At 63.8% G+C, this 18,171-nt stretch carries 15 protein-coding genes, 1 tRNA gene and 2 pseudogenes; 5 read left to right on the forward strand and 13 right to left on the reverse strand.

Going from position 1 to position 18,171, the window contains the following annotated elements:
* Nucleotides 1–37: 37 nt before the first annotated feature.
* Entirely contained in the window at nucleotides 38–1,906 is a 1,869-nt protein-coding gene (locus BM197_RS03825; RefSeq protein WP_245762371.1) for a lipase family protein, read from the reverse strand.
* A 470-nt stretch (nucleotides 1,907–2,376) separates the two neighbouring features.
* On the opposite strand from BM197_RS03825, the gene BM197_RS16540 reads away from it, so the two are divergent.
* Nucleotides 2,377–2,730 carry a hypothetical protein gene (locus BM197_RS16540; RefSeq protein ID WP_090709014.1) on the forward strand — a complete coding sequence of 118 codons (354 nt, stop codon included), beginning with the start codon at nucleotides 2,377–2,379 and terminating at the stop codon, nucleotides 2,728–2,730.
* A 65-nt stretch (nucleotides 2,731–2,795) separates the two neighbouring features.
* Here BM197_RS16540 and BM197_RS16545 read toward each other — a convergent pair whose 3' ends face one another.
* From BM197_RS16545 to BM197_RS03845, 3 genes and pseudogenes are all read right to left on the reverse strand, one after another.
* On the reverse strand, nucleotides 2,796–3,056 hold the full coding sequence (locus BM197_RS16545) for an FAD-dependent oxidoreductase (RefSeq protein WP_245762372.1): 261 nt from the start codon (nucleotides 3,054–3,056) through the stop codon (nucleotides 2,796–2,798).
* 189 nt (nucleotides 3,057–3,245) lie between these two features.
* Entirely contained in the window at nucleotides 3,246–3,800 is a 555-nt protein-coding gene (locus BM197_RS16030) for a hypothetical protein (protein WP_143094981.1), read from the reverse strand.
* 13 nt (nucleotides 3,801–3,813) lie between these two features.
* Nucleotides 3,814–4,163: pseudogene (locus BM197_RS03845) on the reverse strand (DUF1622 domain-containing protein).
* 576 nt (nucleotides 4,164–4,739) lie between these two features.
* Here BM197_RS03845 and BM197_RS16550 point away from each other — a divergent pair.
* Nucleotides 4,740–5,088: pseudogene (locus BM197_RS16550) on the forward strand (ATP-binding cassette domain-containing protein); the annotation flags it as partial.
* Nucleotides 5,089–5,180: 92 nt separating this feature from the next.
* Here the strand turns inward: BM197_RS16550 and BM197_RS03855 are convergent.
* Nucleotides 5,181–6,515 carry a DUF2254 domain-containing protein gene (locus BM197_RS03855; RefSeq protein WP_245762373.1) on the reverse strand — a complete coding sequence of 445 codons (1,335 nt, stop codon included), beginning with the start codon at nucleotides 6,513–6,515 and terminating at the stop codon, nucleotides 5,181–5,183.
* Between the two features lie 341 nt (nucleotides 6,516–6,856).
* On the opposite strand from BM197_RS03855, the gene BM197_RS03860 reads away from it, so the two are divergent.
* Nucleotides 6,857–7,369 carry a DUF421 domain-containing protein gene (locus BM197_RS03860; protein ID WP_090709022.1) on the forward strand — a complete coding sequence of 171 codons (513 nt, stop codon included), beginning with the start codon at nucleotides 6,857–6,859 and terminating at the stop codon, nucleotides 7,367–7,369.
* 72 nt (nucleotides 7,370–7,441) lie between these two features.
* On the opposite strand, the gene BM197_RS03865 is transcribed toward BM197_RS03860, so the two are convergent.
* Nucleotides 7,442–9,892, reverse strand: coding sequence for a transglycosylase domain-containing protein (locus BM197_RS03865; protein WP_177216712.1), 2,451 nt, complete (start codon nucleotides 9,890–9,892; stop codon nucleotides 7,442–7,444).
* Nucleotides 9,893–10,268: 376 nt separating this feature from the next.
* Here BM197_RS03865 and BM197_RS03870 point away from each other — a divergent pair.
* Nucleotides 10,269–10,342: transfer RNA gene (locus tag BM197_RS03870), tRNA-Met, on the forward strand.
* A 41-nt stretch (nucleotides 10,343–10,383) separates the two neighbouring features.
* Here BM197_RS03870 and BM197_RS03875 read toward each other — a convergent pair.
* The 6 genes from BM197_RS03875 to BM197_RS03900 form a co-directional block, all read right to left on the reverse strand.
* Nucleotides 10,384–12,507, reverse strand: a complete 2,124-nt coding sequence (locus BM197_RS03875) for a hypothetical protein (protein WP_090709026.1) — start codon at nucleotides 12,505–12,507, stop codon at nucleotides 10,384–10,386.
* A 36-nt stretch (nucleotides 12,508–12,543) separates the two neighbouring features.
* Entirely contained in the window at nucleotides 12,544–12,858 is a 315-nt protein-coding gene (locus BM197_RS03880) for a hypothetical protein (RefSeq protein WP_090709028.1), read from the reverse strand.
* Nucleotides 12,859–13,000: 142 nt separating this feature from the next.
* A complete protein-coding gene (locus BM197_RS03885; RefSeq protein WP_143094983.1) occupies nucleotides 13,001–13,270 on the reverse strand; it encodes a hypothetical protein in 270 nt (89 codons plus the stop codon).
* An 82-nt stretch (nucleotides 13,271–13,352) separates the two neighbouring features.
* Nucleotides 13,353–13,760 carry a DUF7882 family protein gene (locus BM197_RS03890; RefSeq protein WP_245762374.1) on the reverse strand — a complete coding sequence of 136 codons (408 nt, stop codon included), beginning with the start codon at nucleotides 13,758–13,760 and terminating at the stop codon, nucleotides 13,353–13,355.
* A 155-nt stretch (nucleotides 13,761–13,915) separates the two neighbouring features.
* The gene (locus BM197_RS03895; protein ID WP_143094984.1) at nucleotides 13,916–15,169 is read right to left on the reverse strand and encodes a M23 family metallopeptidase; all 1,254 of its coding nucleotides are present in this window, start codon (nucleotides 15,167–15,169) and stop codon (nucleotides 13,916–13,918) included.
* Between the two features lie 420 nt (nucleotides 15,170–15,589).
* Nucleotides 15,590–15,916 carry a DUF7882 family protein gene (locus BM197_RS03900; RefSeq protein ID WP_090709033.1) on the reverse strand — a complete coding sequence of 109 codons (327 nt, stop codon included), beginning with the start codon at nucleotides 15,914–15,916 and terminating at the stop codon, nucleotides 15,590–15,592.
* An 83-nt stretch (nucleotides 15,917–15,999) separates the two neighbouring features.
* Here BM197_RS03900 and BM197_RS03905 point away from each other — a divergent pair, with 83 nt between their 5' ends.
* Nucleotides 16,000–16,827 carry a carbon-nitrogen hydrolase family protein gene (locus tag BM197_RS03905; RefSeq protein WP_090709034.1) on the forward strand — a complete coding sequence of 276 codons (828 nt, stop codon included), beginning with the start codon at nucleotides 16,000–16,002 and terminating at the stop codon, nucleotides 16,825–16,827.
* 4 nt (nucleotides 16,828–16,831) lie between these two features.
* Here the strand turns inward: BM197_RS03905 and BM197_RS03910 are convergent, their stop codons facing one another.
* Entirely contained in the window at nucleotides 16,832–18,028 is a 1,197-nt protein-coding gene (locus tag BM197_RS03910; RefSeq protein ID WP_090709036.1) for a pyridoxal phosphate-dependent aminotransferase, read from the reverse strand.
* Nucleotides 18,029–18,171: the final 143 nt, after the last annotated feature.

Below are 18,171 nucleotides of genomic sequence, written 5' to 3' on the forward strand. Positions count from 1 at the left end.
ATACAGCTCGTGCGCGGCGTCTCGCGCTCCAACGTTGCTATCGCGGGCAGTTGTTCAGGAGCGCGTCTGAGTCGCGTTCGAGGAGCGCGCCTGAGTCGCGTCCGAGGAGCGCCTCGGACCAGTCGATGAGCGCCGGGAGGAACTGGGATTTTGGTTGCAGAATGCGCAGGTGGCCGTAGCCCGGGTACTCTTCCATGCGCACCTGCTCGCCGTTCTGGCACTGCTGGTCCACAAAGTCCTGCTGAAGAGACGGTGGCAAGATTTCGTCATCCGCACCCCAGGCGACAAACAAAGGGGTACCGAACGGACCAGTCACAGCATTCTCCTGGAGGCGGTTCCCCAACGCGCCCGCCGTGAGATCACCAACAAACAATGGCCGGTCCATCCCTACGCCGAGAGCGGTGAGTACGGACACGATCGATCCGGGCTCAGTCGGGCACCGTTGCGCCATCTCCCGCACCATTACGCGACCCCCCCTCGCGACGTGATCACGCAGATCGACGTCCCAGTACGTATCTGCGTAGGGCACGAGCACCCAGGCAATCAACAACGTCAGCTCGGGCGACGAGTCACCCCGGGTGAACTCGGCACCCAGAGCATACGGATCGGTAACGGGAGCCAACGCCGCGGTCCCGAGGATGTTCAGCCCGGGTGTGTAGTCCTCGGCAATTTGTGTCGTCCACAAGGCAGCGTGACCGCCCTGCGAGTGGCCCCACACCAGTGTGTCAGGGGAGAGCACCAGATCATCATCGAGCTCGCCTGCGGCCAGCACCCCGTCCAGTGACGATCGCGCTTCGCCTTTCCCGATCAGGTAAGGGAAGTCTCCTGGTGCGCCCTGCCCGGAGTAGTCAGAGGCGACGACCACCCATCCCCGCTCGAGGGCTTCCTCGACAGCGGGGATGTCCCACTCCGTTGCGGCCTTATTGCGAAGGCTCGGGGCGCATCCTTGGGCGACTCCTGTTGTCCCGTGATTCCAGATGACGACCGGTCGAGGCCCTGGTGGCGGATCGATAGGGCGGATCACAAGCCCGCTGGCAACCGCGTCCCCCCCGATGGCATCCCGAGTGGTGTAAAGGATTCGTTGAACGGTGCCGCCTTCAGGGATCTCGCCGCGGTAGTCATCCCACCGAATCAGCTGGCCATGGCCCGCGGGAGTGTCAGCCGGCGGGTAGTAGAAGGCATCCACCACAATCGCCCCGTCCTCGAGCCAGTCATTGACCCACCATCCGGCAGAAGCAGTAACGACCAGCACGAGAGCGAAGGCACAGCGGGCGCTGTCAGCCAGAAGACTTCGCCGACGGCGGCTCTCGGCGTCCGACTTCTGGTAGATCAGCGAATGGTTTGGTCCTGTCCATTCCCGGGCGCCGCGAGCGAACAGGGCGACACCGAACGCGATGGTTCGTATACCGAACGCAATCGCCACGGCGAGAAGCGTGGCGTCCGGCCAGGTGAGTGACAGGATCCCGAAGACGATCTGTGCACTTCCCCAGCACGCGGCGAGGAGACGCTGGGCGAACCTGCCACGGGAGACGACGTCAACCAGCGTTGCCAAACCTCCCAGTATCAACAGCACTGCGAGTGCTTGGGGCAACAGTTCGAGGCTTCGACCCAACCAGACCAAAACAACCGCGCCACCGAACACCCAGAACGCCGCGAGCAGCCACCGCCACCACCGTGATGGTCCCCCGTCCGGGATGACGTTGGCAACACCTGACACGATGGCGCTGATACCCACGTAGATCCCCAGAAGGAGTAACGAGGTGAGCGGGCGGACAACGATCTGGAGCCCGAGAACGATGACACCGGCCCCGGTCAGCGTAACAACGACCGGCGGCGGGGAGGCGAGCCACTGCGACAACGACCTGATGTGCCATCGGCCCCACACAACGGAAGAACCGGCAGTCACGCTTTTGACGGGGTTACGGTCCGGGGGCGAAACGCGGATCTTGCCCAGGACTGGTTTGCCCGATCGCGCTGCGAGCGTTTTGTGCTGTGTTGCTTCGCGATGGTGCCACGTAGGTGCAGGCCGGTTCGGGATAGCGAATCCTGGTGATTCGGTGCGTGGCTCACCCGCATAGTCTTATCAACTGCGTGTAAATACGCAATTCTCAGGGGAACTATCCCGGGGACATCGACGTTTCTGGCGTGAAAGATCCGACCACATCCCTGACCGGCCAGCAGTGACGGGCACGCGGCCGCGTCCCCGATCAGCCCCACGCGACCTCGCGACCATGACGGCATGAGGATCTGGCTGGCCCGATCGAAGTATAAGTTCGCGCCTCCGGCATGCGCTCGAGGATCGCCGGCACCTCCCATCCCATGCCCGCAGACGTATGCGGAGTAGTTCTGCTGTGCTGGCACATCGTCAGGCGACACATGATCACCCTCATTGCGGACGACGAAGAAAAACATGGTCGCGCCGTCCCGAAGAGCGAACCGGAGCGCCTGCCTGTCCACCTGCGAGGGCGTCACCGCCACGAGTTCGTCACGTGGACGGTAGCCGTCGATGTCGAAAGCCGCCACCGAGATACCCAGATCACGCTCGAACCCGCTCTCCGGCCCAAACACCAGCGCACTCACCCGGGAATGCAGACCGTCCGCTCCTACAACCAGATCGAAGTCTCGCGCAGCGCCGCACTCAAACTCGACGCGGAAACGCTGGCCGTCGTCGTCGAGGGCCTAACGGTGTCGTCGAAGATCGACTCCACTTCCCCGCCCAGGGCGTCGTAGATCGTAGCGGCCAGATCGGAACGAGCGATGCTGAGATAACGAACCCCAGCACCGCCAATTACCGGTCAGGGATCCATATGAGCGATGCGCCGACCACTGGCCGACACCTCGCGCACTTCACGAACGCGATAACCCTCGTCCATCAACCGCGGCAATATCCCCATCCGGTCCGCCACCTCGAACCCGGAACCCCAGAAGTCCACGGGATAACCTCCCTCGCGCAGCGCGGGAGAGCGCTCAATCAGCGTCGGCTCATGCCCAGACCGCTTCAGCCAGTAGGCCAACGTCGGACCCGCGATCCCCCCTCCAACGACCAGCACCTTCATGCCCGCCACACCGTCTTACCTTCGGTTGAACCAGCGCTTTAAGGCTATCGGCGAGATCATCGAAGACAAGTCCACAAGCGCTCTGGCACGAACCGTTTCGTCCGTCAACACCGCTCCCGTCGTGTGGACGATGGGACAACTGCTTTCCGGTCTGTGTGTTGCTTGGTGCCGCGTTCAAAAGCCCGTTCTTCAGCCGTTCGCGGGATCCGGAACGTACGGCTCGAGCCACGGAAGAGAGCCGTCTCGAATGGGGATTTTCGCCGATTCCGTCTCCGCCTCGACGGTGATGGTGACGTCCGATAATGCGCCAGGTATTCCGTCAGCGGTGTCGAAGTAGGCGGGGTGCTCGTGGAATGCGTATTGCTGTCCGGACTCGAGGTCGACCGAGACCTCGTCGTTTTCGTCGGACAGCGTTACCGTGAGGCTGGTATCCGCTTCGTTGAGAAGAACTCCGATGAGGCGGGCCGGCTCGCCCTCTGCCCGCGTGACAAGAAGCAAGTTGTTGACTTCGACTGGACCAACGTCCACGTTCGAGCCGAGGTTTATCGCCTCTTTCTCTTCTGGCGGTATCTCAGAACTACTAGCGCAGCCCGCTAGGCCAACCGTAAGCAACACTGCAACCGTTCGCGCTCCACCGCGAACGAGTTGCTCCCGTCGTAAACGGTTCGCCTTGATTGCGCCGAGCGATCGGGTCGCACCTCGACGGAACCCTCTCCCGGAACCTGCTGTGCATTCGTTCGTCATTTCGCGTCCTCCTTCATAGGTTCAACCTGATTCCTGTCTGCCAAGGCCACCGCCCGTGATCTCCAACTCAAGCGACCAACTGAGGAATGTCCGAATGATGACGATGATGCCTAGCACAGCGACACTTTCGAGAGTGGGAGTGACGGCGACTGTCCGGATGATGTCTGCTGCGACGAGGAGCTCTAACCCGAGCAGGATCGAGCGACCGAGGAATCGGCGAAACTTTCCGTACGCATCGCGGACCCCCTTGACCACGCGCGGCAGAGCGAACAGCGCGGCGAGTAAAGCCCCCAGCACGACTGCGACCACTCCCGCCGCGTCGACCAGACGTCCCGCAGCTTCAACCCAGGCTTGGAAATCCATGACTGTCCTTCCGCTGAAAGCGGTCGAGGCTTGACCGTCTCGGAGAAAGTGGCCAGTCTATGCTGCTTCCCCCTGCTTTCAAGCTGAGTATTTTCACGGCAGGGCCGTTTTCACATTCGACTGAGGATCGCTGCAGAGCGTGGCGGTGCGGCACGGTGACGGCACTCTTGACTCGTCCCGACGATGTACGGAGTGAGACCTCGGTGTGGGTAGAGATGGAGGGTGCACCGAGCGACTGCTTCCTGAGCGACTAGAGGATTGAGCGCACCTCTGTTAGGTTGTTTTGCGGCCATGATGGCCGCAAACGCTAGTCCGCGGACGGATGTGACGCAGCAATGTCGCACATCCGGACGTATGGTCCTGCGACGTTGGTGGCGGGCGTGCCGGCACATCCCCCGATTCGCTTCTGACGCACAGGACGTCGCTGCTTGATGGGCGGGATTGCCCATTCGTCCCTGACCCGGTCGTAACTTGCGAGCAGCTGTTCGCATCGAGCCGGATCCGACCGGAGGATGCCGCATGCCTGCGCGCCAGGAGAATACGTGACGACCGACACGATCGCCGTTCAGGTGAGCAATATCTACAAGGCATTCGGGAAGAAACCGCGGGAAGTACAAGGCATTCGGGAAGAAGCCGCGGGAAGTCGTCAAACGGCTCCATGCCGGGAAGACGCGCGACGAATTGAGTGCGCTCGGGACCGCCGCCGTCATCGACGCCTCCTTCGACGTAAGAAAAGGCGAGATCTTCGTCGTCATGGGCCTCTCCGGCTCCGGCAAGTCGACACTGATCCGGATGCTCAACGGGCTGCTCGAGCCGACGGCAGGGACCGTCACCGTCCAGGGTTCCCCCGGTCAGTGGCATCCCCGCCGCCCAGCTCCGCGACGTCCGGCGGACGAAGATCTCGATGGTGTTCCAGCATTTCGCGAGCGCGTCCGCGACGGTCATGGAGCGTTGGCCCGAATGCCCAGAGCGCGTGTCCGAGTCGCGTTCGCGGCTACAGCGTCCCCCGGCGGGCTCTCACGAAACGTGCCAGGCGCCCGCGCTCGCCTCGGTCACGGTGTCGCATTCTCGCTGCAGCGACTCCTTCGTTTCCGTCGACAGTTCTGCTGTCGCGATCGCGGACCTGAGTGGCGCCAGTTGTTGGCGGATCGCCACGCTGCGCGGTCCGGCGGCAGCGACCCAGCACAATTCACGCAACATCTGAACGAGACGTCCCGCAGTCCTCGGGTCGTCGAGGGCATAACGGATCATCTGCGTCATCACCTGGTCGAGGAGGTCCTCAAAGCTCGGATGGCTGATGAGGACCCGTGGCCGGCCGTCATCGTCAGCGTGCAGCTTGGGCCCGGTGTGGCGGCTCACTAGTGTGCAGAGAACCGCCGAGATGTGACCGAGTGCGTGCACTGCAGTCGTCGGGTCGTTCACTCCCGGCGAGAGGGCACGGCTGGCGACATCGAGCAGTTGCTGCAGCCCGAACCCAGCATCCTGTGCGGCTGTACGCTCGAAACCTGTGGAGAGGCTCGCCTGAATCCCCGCCTCCAATTCTGAGCGGGACCGGGCGTCGATCCCATCGCCTTCGACGCTCCATGCCCGCGCGCACGGGACTCCCGCTATCAGTGACGCTCCGGGCGTTGCGTCGATGACGACAAAAGCATCGCTCTGCACCGCCGCCGCGACCGCCGCATCGGCGTCGACAGCAACGAGGAAGGCTGAAACGGGACTTTCGACGAACATTGCGCGCCCTTCGGGATGTGTCCGGTCTGGCTCGGCATCGCTTCCCCCGTCCGGGAATATCCGGTCGATGGTGCGATCCGCCTCGAGGTGCACATCCCGCATCATCGTCTCCACACGAATCTGCCTCGCGAGGTGAGCGAGGAAGAAGACCAGCGCGACCACGCTTGCCACCGTCAGGCCGGATGCGACCGTGACGGAGATTTTCGGGACGAATCCTTCTCCATCGGAGGTCTCAGAGCGGATACTCCGCAGCACCGTCAGCGAAAACACGAAGGTGGCGAGGAACATCGCGAGGGTCATGTGAACGAACCGGTCTCGCGAGAACGTCCTCAGGAGACGCGGGGAGAACTGGCTGCTCGCCAGTTGAAGCGTCACAACGGTGAGCGAGAACGTCAGCGACGTGACGGTGACGAGGGATCCGGCGATCGTCTGCATCAGCAGCTGGGCGGCCTCCGGGCCGCCGCCGAAGAGCAGTCCCGACACAGCGTCGGACAGATGGTCGTCCAGCTGTTTGTCGAGGTAGGGCAGGTACTGGCCGAGGGCCAGGGCGCCGACCACCGCGGCGAGGGGCACCGGCCAGAGCTGGGTGCGGAGGGAATCCCGGACTTCACTCGCGCTCATTCGCATCTTTTCTTCCCCGATCTATCGCGAGCCCGCACCGGGCGGAGGTCATTTCTGGAACACTACCGCCTGTCCTGCAACCGGGATGCTTCGATTTCAGGGAAGAAAGGCCCGGTCGTGGCGGCTTCTCTATTCCCGGGCGTACTCTCGACTCTACGGCGATCGGCATCCGCTGGCCGCGGAAAGAAGAGCGCGGAGGAGTAGCCCCATGAGCGACGCGGAGAGCATGGTCGGGAGAAGAGGAACGGCGTTGCGGTGGCCGTTGACAACGAGACCTGGGCGCCGGGTGTGGTCCCGGACCCCCGGGCACACCGGTCGTACCGAAATGTGCGCTGATCATCATGTGGTTTGACGCTTGGGCTGACGTCCTTCGAACGCTTGCGGTCGGATCCGCTGCGTACGTGACGGTGGTGCTGGTGCTCAGAGTGTCGGGAAAGCGGACCCTCAGCCAGCTCAATGCCTTCGACTTCGTCGTTACGGTCGCGCTCGGTTCGACTCTGGCCACGATTCTCCTCAGTTCGGATGTCGCGTGGGCCGAAGGGTTCACGGCTCTCGCCGTGCTTGCGCTGCTGCAGTTCGTCGTGGCGTGGATCACCACCCGGTGGCCGGTCACGAAGAAGGCGGTGACCAGCGAGCCCGTGATTCTCGTGAAGGGGGGAATTCTGCAGGACGTTGCGATCAGACGGAACCGTCTCACCGCGTCGGAGGTGTGCCAGGCGGTCCGGGGCAGCGGGTATGGTGACCTTGCCGGAATTGAGGCAGTCGTTCTCGAGACCAACGGAACGATCAGCGTGATTGCGTCGAGCACGTACGGAAACGGCTCCGCGATGGAGGGAGTGACCCAAAGTCCGTGATCAACGGTACGGCCAGGGCTGCGTGGCCCGGCGGTCGCGCGGCTGCTTCTCACATCGCCAGCCACCTGCCGATCAGCCGGCATCCCCGGCTCCCGGACCTTCATCGGGGCCTATCGTGGGGGTCGGTGCAGGAGAAGGCGCCGGGGTAGGTACCGGAGCGGGAGCGGGCGGGTCGTTGGCGGCGCCGTCGCTGGGGTGGAGCGTCACTGTCCCGCCGGCTCGGACGTACTTCCCCGCGGCGGGAACAGTCCGCGCGACCGTTCCCTCGGGACGGGCGGATTCGACAGGGTTCCCGACCACGACCGCCAGACCGGTCTGGATGAGCTCGCGCGTGGCGGTGGAGACATCCTGTCCGGAGAGCTGCGGTACTCGCACGTACGAAACCTCGAGGTCCTCTGGATCGGGCTCGCCGAACGACGTACCGCCGAATTTGGCTATGGACGTTTTGAGGATGTCGGCGAAGATGCCGAACTTCGCGCTGTACGCCGTTTGCTCGCCGAGCGGGCGCACCGTGTACATGCTGTCGCTTCCGGAGACATTCCCCACCCACAGTGATGTGATCGCCTCGGTCGTCCCACCGGTGATCCAGGAATGTACAGCCCGGTCCGCGGTGCCGGTTTTTCCCATGAGAGGGGCACCAGGTACCGCCGCCCGCGCGGCTGTTCCCCCTCGCTCGAACACGGTGCCCATCGCGTACGAAGCCGCATGCGCTACGCGGGGTGTGACCGCCTGGACGCAATCGTGCCCGCCGAGGGGTATTTCCTTCCCTGCCGGTCCCACGACGCGATCAATCGCTGTCGGCTGGCAGACGAGTCCGGAAGCAGCGATCCCCGCGATGGCCGTCGCAAGGGAGAGCGGGGCGATTTCGTTCGCGCCCAACAGTGCTGCGGGATAGCGGTCGAGCGGTTCACCGTCCGCACGATGCACACCCATCTTCTCGGCACCATCGAAAATGGCGCAGAGGTCCAGCTGTTGCGCCATGGCAATGAACGCTGTGTTGACCGATCGCTTCGTCGCCTGCAGCGGAGTGATTGCACCGGGGCTCGTGCCGTCGTAGTTCTTCGGTCGGTAGGAGGTCCGGTGGTCGCCCGTACAGCTGTCGTGCCACCTGGTGAATGTTCTGCGCGATCCATCCACCAACTCGTTCAGTGAATGACCCTGTTTGAGCCATTCCATCAGGATGAACACCTTGAACGTGGAACCGATCTGAAAGCCCGAAGAGCCGCCGAAGCCGCGATCGGTGCTGTAGTTGATAGCAGTGTTGGAGTTGTCCGCTGCCGCCAGTGTGGCGTCGTTGCTGAAGTTCTTGTTCTGCGCCATGGCCAGGATTCGGCCCGTCCCAGGTTCGACGGTGACTGCGGCTGTCCCGATATCGGTGTTCGCCAGCGAAAACGGTATGCGGCTGGCGATCCCCTGCTCGGTCGCGGCCTGCAGGTCGAGGTCCAGCGTCGTGTAAATGTTGAGCCCGCCGCGTCGCAGCGTTTCGGCCCGCTCCGCGCTCGTCGAGCCGAAGGCCGGGTTCTTCTTCACGGCCCAGGTGACATAGTCGCAGAAGTAGCTGGCCCCGGCGGCAGAGTCACAGCCTGTGCTCGGAGGGTTTATAGCGGGAAGTACCGGCTCGGACGACGCCGACGCGCCTTCTGCTTGCGAGATCTTGCCCTGTTCAGCCATCTTGGCGATGACGTAGTCGCGTCGCTCCCGCGTCAACGCGTAGCCGTTCGCTTCGCCGTTGACCGCACTCTCCGGTCGGTCGATGCGCAGCACGTTGGGGTTGTTGAGGATCGACACCAGAACCGCGGCCTGAGAGATCCTCAACGCAGACGCGTCAACGCCGAAGTAGTACTGAGCTGCAGCCTGGACGCCGTAGGTTCGCGCCCCGAAGTTCGCAATGTTGAGGTATCCGGTGAGGATGTCGGCTTTGCTGTACCGCTTCTCCAACCCGACCGCGAGCCGCATCTCCTTCAGTTTCCGGGCGGCGCCATCGGAGCCCGCCGTCGTTGTCGCCTGCTGTGCGCAGGCCTGCAGTTCAACCGGCCCGTCCGAGGACGCCTCGCAGTTCTGAATGAGAACATTCTTGACGTACTGCTGGGTGATCGTTGAGCCGCCCTGCATGGGGCCGCCGAGGATGTACGTCGACAGGATCGCCCGCAGAGTACCGATCACATCCACTCCGCCATGGTCCGGAAAGCGCGGGTCCTCCGCCGCCACAGCCGCGTCCTTCACAAAGGGAGACATCTCGTCGGCTCCGACCTCGACCCGGTTCTGCTCGAAGAATGCCGCGAGCTGAACCGGGTTCCCGTCATTTCCCACCGCCCAGACCCGGGTCTTCTCCATCGGCTGACCGATCTCGAGCGAGCCAGGGAGTTTCTCGAACGTCTGGGCAGCGGTATCCGCGGCTTCAGCAGCCACGACGACAGCGGGCGTGACACCGGCACTGACCAACACACCAGCGATCAGACTGAGCAGGAGGAATCCGAGCACATGCCCGGGCAGAGTTCGCAGGGTTCGACGACGAGAAGACATCCACTCACCGTAAGAAAAGAAGCTGCGAAACGTGCGAAACAATCCCCTGTCTGGCCACTCCCGGACAAACGAGCCCTCCTGGACGGGCGGCATCATGCGGAACTCTCCGTCATCGAACAATCGGGTAACGATGCATGCAGGCACGCGTCTGGCGCACGAGTAGAAGGTCGCACGTAGCTCGGCCCGGACACGGAGGTGCGGGGATTTGATCACTCGGCGGAATCTCGGCGCACCGCGTTCTCGAAGTAACTCGAGGCGTGTCGAGCGGGCTCGAATCGTGACGTAAACTAGTCACACCATTGCACATAGTCTGATCGAGAAATGACGATCTGACTAGGGATAACGCGAAGGATGGCTGCCGTTCAGGAGTCAGCGTCGCGGGGTGGAGCAGTTCGGTAGCTCGCTGGGCTCATAACCCAGAGGTCGTAGGTTCAAATCCTGCCCCCGCAACAGAGAAGGCCCGGAATCGTGAAGATTCCGGGCCTTTTGCTTTATGGCAGGAGCCCCGCGAATGCCTGGACCAGTCGCGACTCACGCTCGTCCGCCTCGCCGCCCGCCACTTCCGGAGCTGACGAGCTGAGCGCCTCGAGCCGATCAGTGGCTTCGGTGAGGTGGTACGCATTCCCGTCGAGGGCCACCCACTTGCCGACCTCGGGGTGCATGACGAGAGCGGCGTCAGAGTTCTCCTGCGCCGATGCAGGACTATCCACCCACACCTCGGCCGACCCGCGGACCCCGACCGGCACGCCGTTGGCTGACCAGCCGACAGCGACGGTGAGGACGTGACGGCCCGGTCGGTCAAGTGCGAAGCCTTCGGAGCTCCAGAACACGCGGTAGTGTGCCGTGATCTTCTTTCCGGGCTCGAGCGGTGCGAGCCTGACGGCTTCGCACTCGATGACGAATGGTCGCACCTGTCGGACCTCGCCCCTGTCGCCCTCGACGGTCAGTGTCCCGCACAACGCTTCCAGGCTGATGTCCGTCGGCACCGTGAGCGGGACCGTTCCCGTGTTCTCGAGCGTCCAGCTGAGGCTGACGGGAGCACCGAAGGCAGCCGTCGGGGTATCGACAGCCACAGACAGGCTCAGTTCGTCGTCGCGGAACCACTCCCTGTCGGCGGCCTGCACGAGACTGCCGAACCAGCTCCCGAAGGGCCAACCGCCCGGGCGAACGACCGGGTCAGGCATGTGTGCCAGATGATTGCGAACGGTCGGGTTGAACCCGAGGTTGATCTGATCAGGGAACACTCCCGGCTCGCCCGTCGTAGGCCCACTCAGGACATCAGCAACGCTCGGTGTCGTCGTCATGATCGAGTTGTCTGCACTCGTCTCGTTCTCCTGATGAATCTGGTTGAAAGCGTGCGTCACTTCGTGGGCAGCAGATCTCAGGTAGGCACGGGGGACGTTCCGCTGCATCTGCTCGGCTGCGGTACCGAAGTTGCTCGAGTGTGACACCGGGTAGCCATCGTTCGAGAAGCTCGCCGAACCCTCGCGTGGTACGTCGATCTGGTCATACATGACCCCCCGCGAACACCCCATCGTCGCAGGGACCACGACAAGATGCGTCCGCCATTCCGAGTCGAGATTCGTATTCGCGTGCCGGACGGCCGTCATCAGGTTGTGAAGGTCGCCACTGGTCCAGCACTGGTCGGCCTGGACCCCTGCGGGCACGGGAACGTCCGTCTGGTCGTTGACCACCGTCAGATCCCATTTCGCGCCGGCGAAGATGGTGTCGAAGTATTCAGTTCCAGACCCGCTCGCTGCGGGAACGGGAGCAGGCGGAACGGCGCCCGCCAGCGTGTCGATCTCGAGGATGGCACGTCGAAGGAACGAGGACACCCAGGTGAGATACACGGCGCCGCTGTCTACGCCCGCGACGGAGTATCTCCCGGAGAAGCGAGGTCCGCCGAAGAAGATCGGCCCAGGCGGCTGCTGTGCCAGGGTGAATCGCACCGAGCGGCTCGCCGCCGTCGGGAACGATCCCTTGAACGACCCGGCGGTGGGTTGCGTGTAATCGAACTGTTCGGCATCGAGGGTGACCGTGCACGGGCGGTTGCCGAATGTGAACGACGGTACGGAGAGGCTGGTTCCCCGAAGGTAGGAGTGGTAGTTCGCCCGGGGGTAGAGCGGGATGCGCGGTCTGAACGGCGGGGAGAACCCTGTCGGCATCGAGGCGGCGGCAGCGGCGGATGCAGGAAACGGTGCAAGTTCCCGGCCGACCACCGGCGCAGGCAACCAGTAGAGGTCACCGCTCACGATGAGCAGATCAGAACCGGAGTCGGGTGCCCCCCGGTCGACCCGCACGGTGCCGACCAGGCGCCGGACCGTGTCGTTCGGCCGAAGGGTGATCGCGTAGCATCCGTCCTTGAAGTTCAGTTTGCAGGGCCTGAAGACCTGCCCGAGTGGCGGCGACGACGGGACGGGCTGGATGTCAGGGACAAGCTGGGGTGCTGTCAGCCCGGCAGGGCTCGGGATGCCTGGCTGGGTCACCGCGCCGAGCGGGTCGCCATCGGGGGAGATCGGCGCGGCAATGGGCACCTCGGGCGGAACAATCGCCTCGGTGTGCCACTCGGACGCGTCGAAAAACCCGGAATCGTAGGAATTGACATTGTGGGACACGAGATGCTCCTTCGGACCTCATGGACCTCGTGATAGTCAGGAGATGCGTTCGTATGTGACGGTCACCCCAGCCGGGTCCGTCACCACGAACCGATCCCCGCCCAGGCTGATCTGGTACTTCACCAGCTCGTCCGTCGCGGTGCTGAGAACCAACGTCTCGTCGTCAGCCAGGCGGAACGTACCAGCGTCCCACCAGATCATGCCCTGGCCTTCAGCGCGCGTTCCGCGGTACCGTGCGGAATCGAACACAAGTTTTGCTGGGTACTGAGAGGTCTCAATGCCGGGCGTCACGTTGCGCCACTCGCCCTGAAGGCTGGGAGTGCTCTGGGTTGGATTCGCCGGGTCAGGCACTTTTGCCCCTTCGCTTAGTCCTCACTATTTCGGACCCGGCCATTGAACCACCGGCCCGTTATCCAGCCGTTATCGCGGCGTTACCGACAGGGCGGTTGGTTCCCGGAACTCACGAAGCTCAATTCCAGACACAAGGAATGCGCTACGAGCTCTCGACCGCGCGCTTCGCCTCTGCGAGGCTGCTGAACAGCCCGACGGGTTCGCAGCAACCGTTGCGGGCGGTGAAGCCGTGAGTGGAAACCTTCTCGATCAGTCCGATGAAGTTGCCTGCCGTGTTTCCGGCCCACAGGCCGGTCGCTACGGGCACCCAGACGGTACTGTCAGGAATTTCGGCGCGCGCAGTTGAGTGGACAGCCTCGATGGTCATTCGTCGCTCCAGGGTCTTGGGATCCTTACCAGCGCAGTCATCCATGACAGGTGTTTCAGTAAACGATCGTTCATAAGCAAACGGCATTACCCGCGCGCGAACAAGGGCTTGACTTCCCAGCAAGTATTTACGGGGCGTGCAGCTGTTCTGTTGGCCGGGGTTCAGCGAGAGGTTTCTCGTCCGGACCACCATTTCCGTGCGGCGCGTTCGGCTCGCCCCCGCGGCCTGCGGTTGGCTGGTGGGAACCGTCCTCGCCGAAGACGACGAGCCCGTGGGCGCTGTTCGCCGATGCGGTGAGTTCCGCGATCCACTGCCGGTTGATCGTCGGAGGACGGCTGCCCCAAAATTTGAAGTACAGCGGGATCGACGGATGTAGCCAGACCGAGCTCCGTCCATTGCCGATGCTGACCGCATCCTTCCACGAGAGCAGGAAGCTCTCCCCGCAGCGCAGCTTCTGAACGATGACGATCTGCAGGTGTGCGAGCAGCCGGTCGTCGAATTCGACGACGACACCGTCGTAAGTCAGGGTGCCCATAGCCCCTCTTTCATCGGCCGTATGAGCGATCCGGCGTACAGGTCGCTCGGTGTACCCGTCGGGTCTGACGGGTAGTGCCGATCATTGCCGGTCCCGAGCAGAATCGCAAGTAAAACGTGGTCCGCGACGGGGCGAGTCGTCGGACACGCCGAAAATCAGACGGTGACGCCGCGTTCGCGCAGGAAGGGTGCGGGGTTCGTGTGTTCGCCGTCGACCGACACCTTGAGGTCGAGGTGGCAGCCGCTGACGACGCCGGTGGCGCCGACTTCAGCGATCACAGTTCCGCCTTCGATCACATCGCCGACCGAGACTTCGTACGAGCCGCTGAGGAGGTGGCCGTAGATCGTCTGCAGGCCATTGCCGTGGTCGATGATGACCCGGTTTCCAAATGCGCCGGCGTTCCCGGTGAAGACGACGGTTCCGGCCGCGGCCGCCTTGATCGGCGTTCCGCAGGCGCCACCGAAGTCCATGCCCTCGTGGAAGGAGCTCGAGCATCCCGCTCCGTTGCAGATGAGACCACGCGGGCCATACTTCGAGGTGATCTCACCTGGAAGTGGACGCCACCAGCCGCTCGTCGACGGTGCAAGGTAACCCGCAATCGACGCAGCGCTGTCGTAGATGTAGCCGGCGGCGGCATAGGTCTGTTCGAGTTCCTCTGCGCTGGTCGCCGAGTAGCCGTCGCGCTCGACCTGGGCGAGGGTGACGTCGTCGCTGACCGTCAGTGACTGCGTTGCGGGGCTCTCGTGCGTCAGGGCAGCATTTGCATCCATGATCGCTGCGGTGGCGCCGTCCCCAGGCGAGAACGCGTAAGCCGGGAGTGCCACGGTGCCGAGAAGAGCCGGAACCGCGAGGGCGATGATCGCGGGGGAGCGCAGCGAGCGCCAACGGGCGGTCTGCGGTGCCGCAGCCTGTGTGCTTGCCTTGGCCGCCGGGACCGGCGAGGACTCCTGGGCGGAGGCGAAACGCGGCCGGTGGAACGCGCTCGGCGGTGCGATGAACGCGGCGGCGATCGAGGAAGAGTCAACAGCAGAGGGTAGCGGTGTGAATGTATCGGCGGGCACCGGGGTGTCGTGCGCCGTCTCGCCGGTAGAAGACTCAGGGACGGCCGGCGATTCGGTCTCGGCGGTCGGGTCTGCCCATACGGATGCCAGCGCGATGGCCTCCTCGACGATTGGCACGTCTTCTGGATTCGTCGGGCGCTCCGCATTCACAGCCGCACGCGCGTCACGGCGGCGACGGAGAGGAGTCGGCTCCGGGGTGACGGGTGTGATCTCTTGATCGGCGAGAGGCGAAGCCAGCTGCGTAGCTGCGTCGGCTGCGGCGCGTTCGCGCAGGCTGCGACGGCTGGGAAGCGCATTCGCTTTGAGAGTGGTTTCGCGGATGCTTCGCTGCCGGTCCCGACGGGTCAACGGGCCGTTCTCTGACAGAGGATCACCAGCATTCGCCAAGATACGTTCTCCGACGCCCCGAAGCGACATGCGAGATGACGCTGCCTCGTCTGCAGCAAGAATCGTGAGCGACCGCGTGAGAAGACGAGCAGGGGCACCTCACGCACGGTCCTTCGGCTCGGTACAAGCCATTGGGACTAGGTAAACCCTACGTGAATCCCGGTGATATTTCACCTCGAAACCGGCCTAAATTAACAAATTGGTAACGACGCGAAGCGCAGATTGCGCGCGTTTGTTGAAGTTTGGAGACAGAAAGTCACCCTAAAAGGGGGTTGGACGCAACATTATGACAAAACCTCGCGTTTTCCCCCTGGGGGCGCAGCGAAAGATCCATGCCAACGCACAGGTAGTTCCAAGGCGCCGACCGAAGCCGAGTGGCTGTCAGGCCTTGCGGGCAGACGCCTGCTGGGTGGCTTCGGCTTCGCTCAGCAGGTGGAGGCCCCGTGGGCCGAAGGACGAATCCGCGAGCGCCTCGAGCCACTGCCGGTTAAGTTCAGGAGTCTTGCTCCCAACAAAGCGGAACTGAATCGGAATTGCGGGGGAGACCCACACCGAGACGCGTCCGGAGCCTTCTTCTGGAGTGTGCTCCCAGCTGACGAAGAAGCCCTCCTGCCGCCGCAGTTTCGAGCCGATCACAATCTTCAGGTGCGCGAGGGCCCGGTCTTCAATTTCGTATTCAGAGCCATCGCCATAGACCAGGTATCCCATGACATTCATTCTGCACGATTTCGGGCCCGTCCCGCGCCATGCCGCGCAGACTAATTTTCGAGGGGGTTGCCTAAGCTGGGGCGATGATCGAACATGCGCCTGTAGGAGTGGCCGTAGCCCAATTCGCCCCCGAGGCGGACACAGAGACCAATCTGTTCGCCATCCGTGTCCTCGCAGAACGCGCGGTCGAGCGCGGGGCATCCGTCGTCGTGTTCCCCGAGTACTCGAGTTACTTCAGCGACCCGATGGGCGAAGAACTCGTCGCCCACGCCGAGCCGCTCGACGGAGCATTCGTCCAGTACCTCGCCGGCGTGGCCCAGGAGCTCGGAATCCACGTTGCAGCGGGGCTCGTCGAGCGCACCGAGAGCGCCTCCAAGTTCGCCAACACGATCGTCGTGCTTTCGCCGGAAGCCGAACTCATTGCCACGTATCGCAAGCAGCACCTGTACGACGCGTTCGGGCAGAGGGAGAGCGACTGGGTCGTCCCCGGTGAACTCGACGAGCCTGAGCTCTTCGAGGTCGGCGGTCTTCGGTTCGGAATCCAGACCTGTTACGACGTCCGGTTTCCCGAGGTGACCCGGCGGATCGTCGATGCCGGGGCCGACGTGGTTCTCGTGCCCGCGGAGTGGGTGCGGGGTCCGCTCAAGGAACATCACTGGCGCACCCTGGTGACTGCTCGCGCCATCGAGAACACGATTTACGTGGCGGCGGCAGACCACACCCCGCCCATCGGCGTTGGGAACAGCATGATCATCGACCCGTCCGGCACACAGCTCGCCGGAATCGGAACTGAAACGGATGTCGCTGTGGGGTTCGTGTCCGCATCGACGATCGCCGAGGTCCGCTCGATCAACCCTGCGTTGAGCCTGCGCCGTTACGCCGTCGTACCGCGGATTGATTCGACGGACTGACCGGTCAGGCGCGAAGTGTGGCGAGGCGGGTGGCTGCCTCGTGCAGGACCGCCCGTTTCTTACAGAACGCGAACCGCACGAGCGACCGGTATTCGCTGTGCCGGTCACCGTGAACGAAGGCCGTGATCGGGATGCCGACGACCCCGGCGAGCGAGGGAAGCCGACGACAGAAGTCCGCGGCATCCTCGACCCCGAGCGCGGAGGCATCCGCCACGATGAAGTAGGAACCGTGGGGGAGCGAGAGGGCAAAACCGGCGGAGCGCAGCCCGTCTGCGAGGATGTCCCGCTTGGCCTGTAGGTCCGCCGCTGCGCCCACGAAGAAGCTGTCTGGCAGGCGGAGGCCTGTGGCCATCGCCGGCTGGAACGGCGCTCCGTTGACGTAGGTGAGGAATTGCTTGACCGTGGTAACCGCGGTCACGAGAGCAGCGGGACCGGTGGCCCAGCCGATCTTCCAGCCCGTGGTGTTGAACGTTTTCCCGCCGGAGGAGAGCGTGAGGGTCCGCTCCCACGCCCCAGGCAGCGACGCCACCGGAATGTGCGTCGCGCCGTAGACGAGGTGTTCGTAAACCTCGTCGGTGACGACGATGGCGTCGTGGCGGTGGGCAAGCTCGACGATGAGCTCGAGTGTGGCACGGTCGAATACGGCGCCGGTCGGGTTATGCGGGTTGTTGACGAGAATGATCCGGGTGTTGTCGGTGACGGCACGACGCAGTTCGTCGTGGTCCGGCTGGAAGTCCGGCCAGCGGAGCGGCACTGTGCGGTGCTCGGCCCCGGCGAGCGCGATGAGGCCTCCGTAGGCGTCATAGAACGGTTCGAAGGTGAGCACCTCGTCGCCCGCCTCCACGAGGGCGAGGATGGCAGCGGCAAGGCCCTCCGTGGCGCCCGCCGTGACCAGCACCTCGGTGTCCGGGTCGACAGTGAGGTCGTAGAAACGCTCCTGGTGCTGCGCGATGGCAAGCCGCAGGTCTGCGATTCCACGCCCGGGCGGGTACTGGTTAGCCCCGTTCCTGATCGATTCCGTAGCGGCCTCGAGGACTTCGGCGGGGCCGTCTTCGTCGGGGAAACCCTGGCCCAGGTTGATCGCGCCCGTCTCGGTTGCGAGCGCGCTCATCTCGGCGAAGATCGTGGCGGCGATGGAACCGTCCGTTGAAAGGAGCCCTGCCCCCGCCGCCGTTCGCTGCCAGCCTCCGTGCTCGCCCATCTGCGCTTCCTTTCGCCTCGACGTTGCCGCCTGAGTGTTCACCGTGACTACCAAAGGTAGTCGGCTGCTTCCCGCTCCCAGACACAGGTCGTACTCTGGGAAGTAAGCGGGAGCACACGGCGGCAAGGTCACGGCTGAGGCAT

It is taken from the genome of Mycetocola miduiensis (assembly GCF_900115155.1).
In the GTDB taxonomy this organism is placed as follows: Bacteria; Actinomycetota; Actinomycetes; order Actinomycetales; family Microbacteriaceae; genus Mycetocola_A; species Mycetocola_A miduiensis.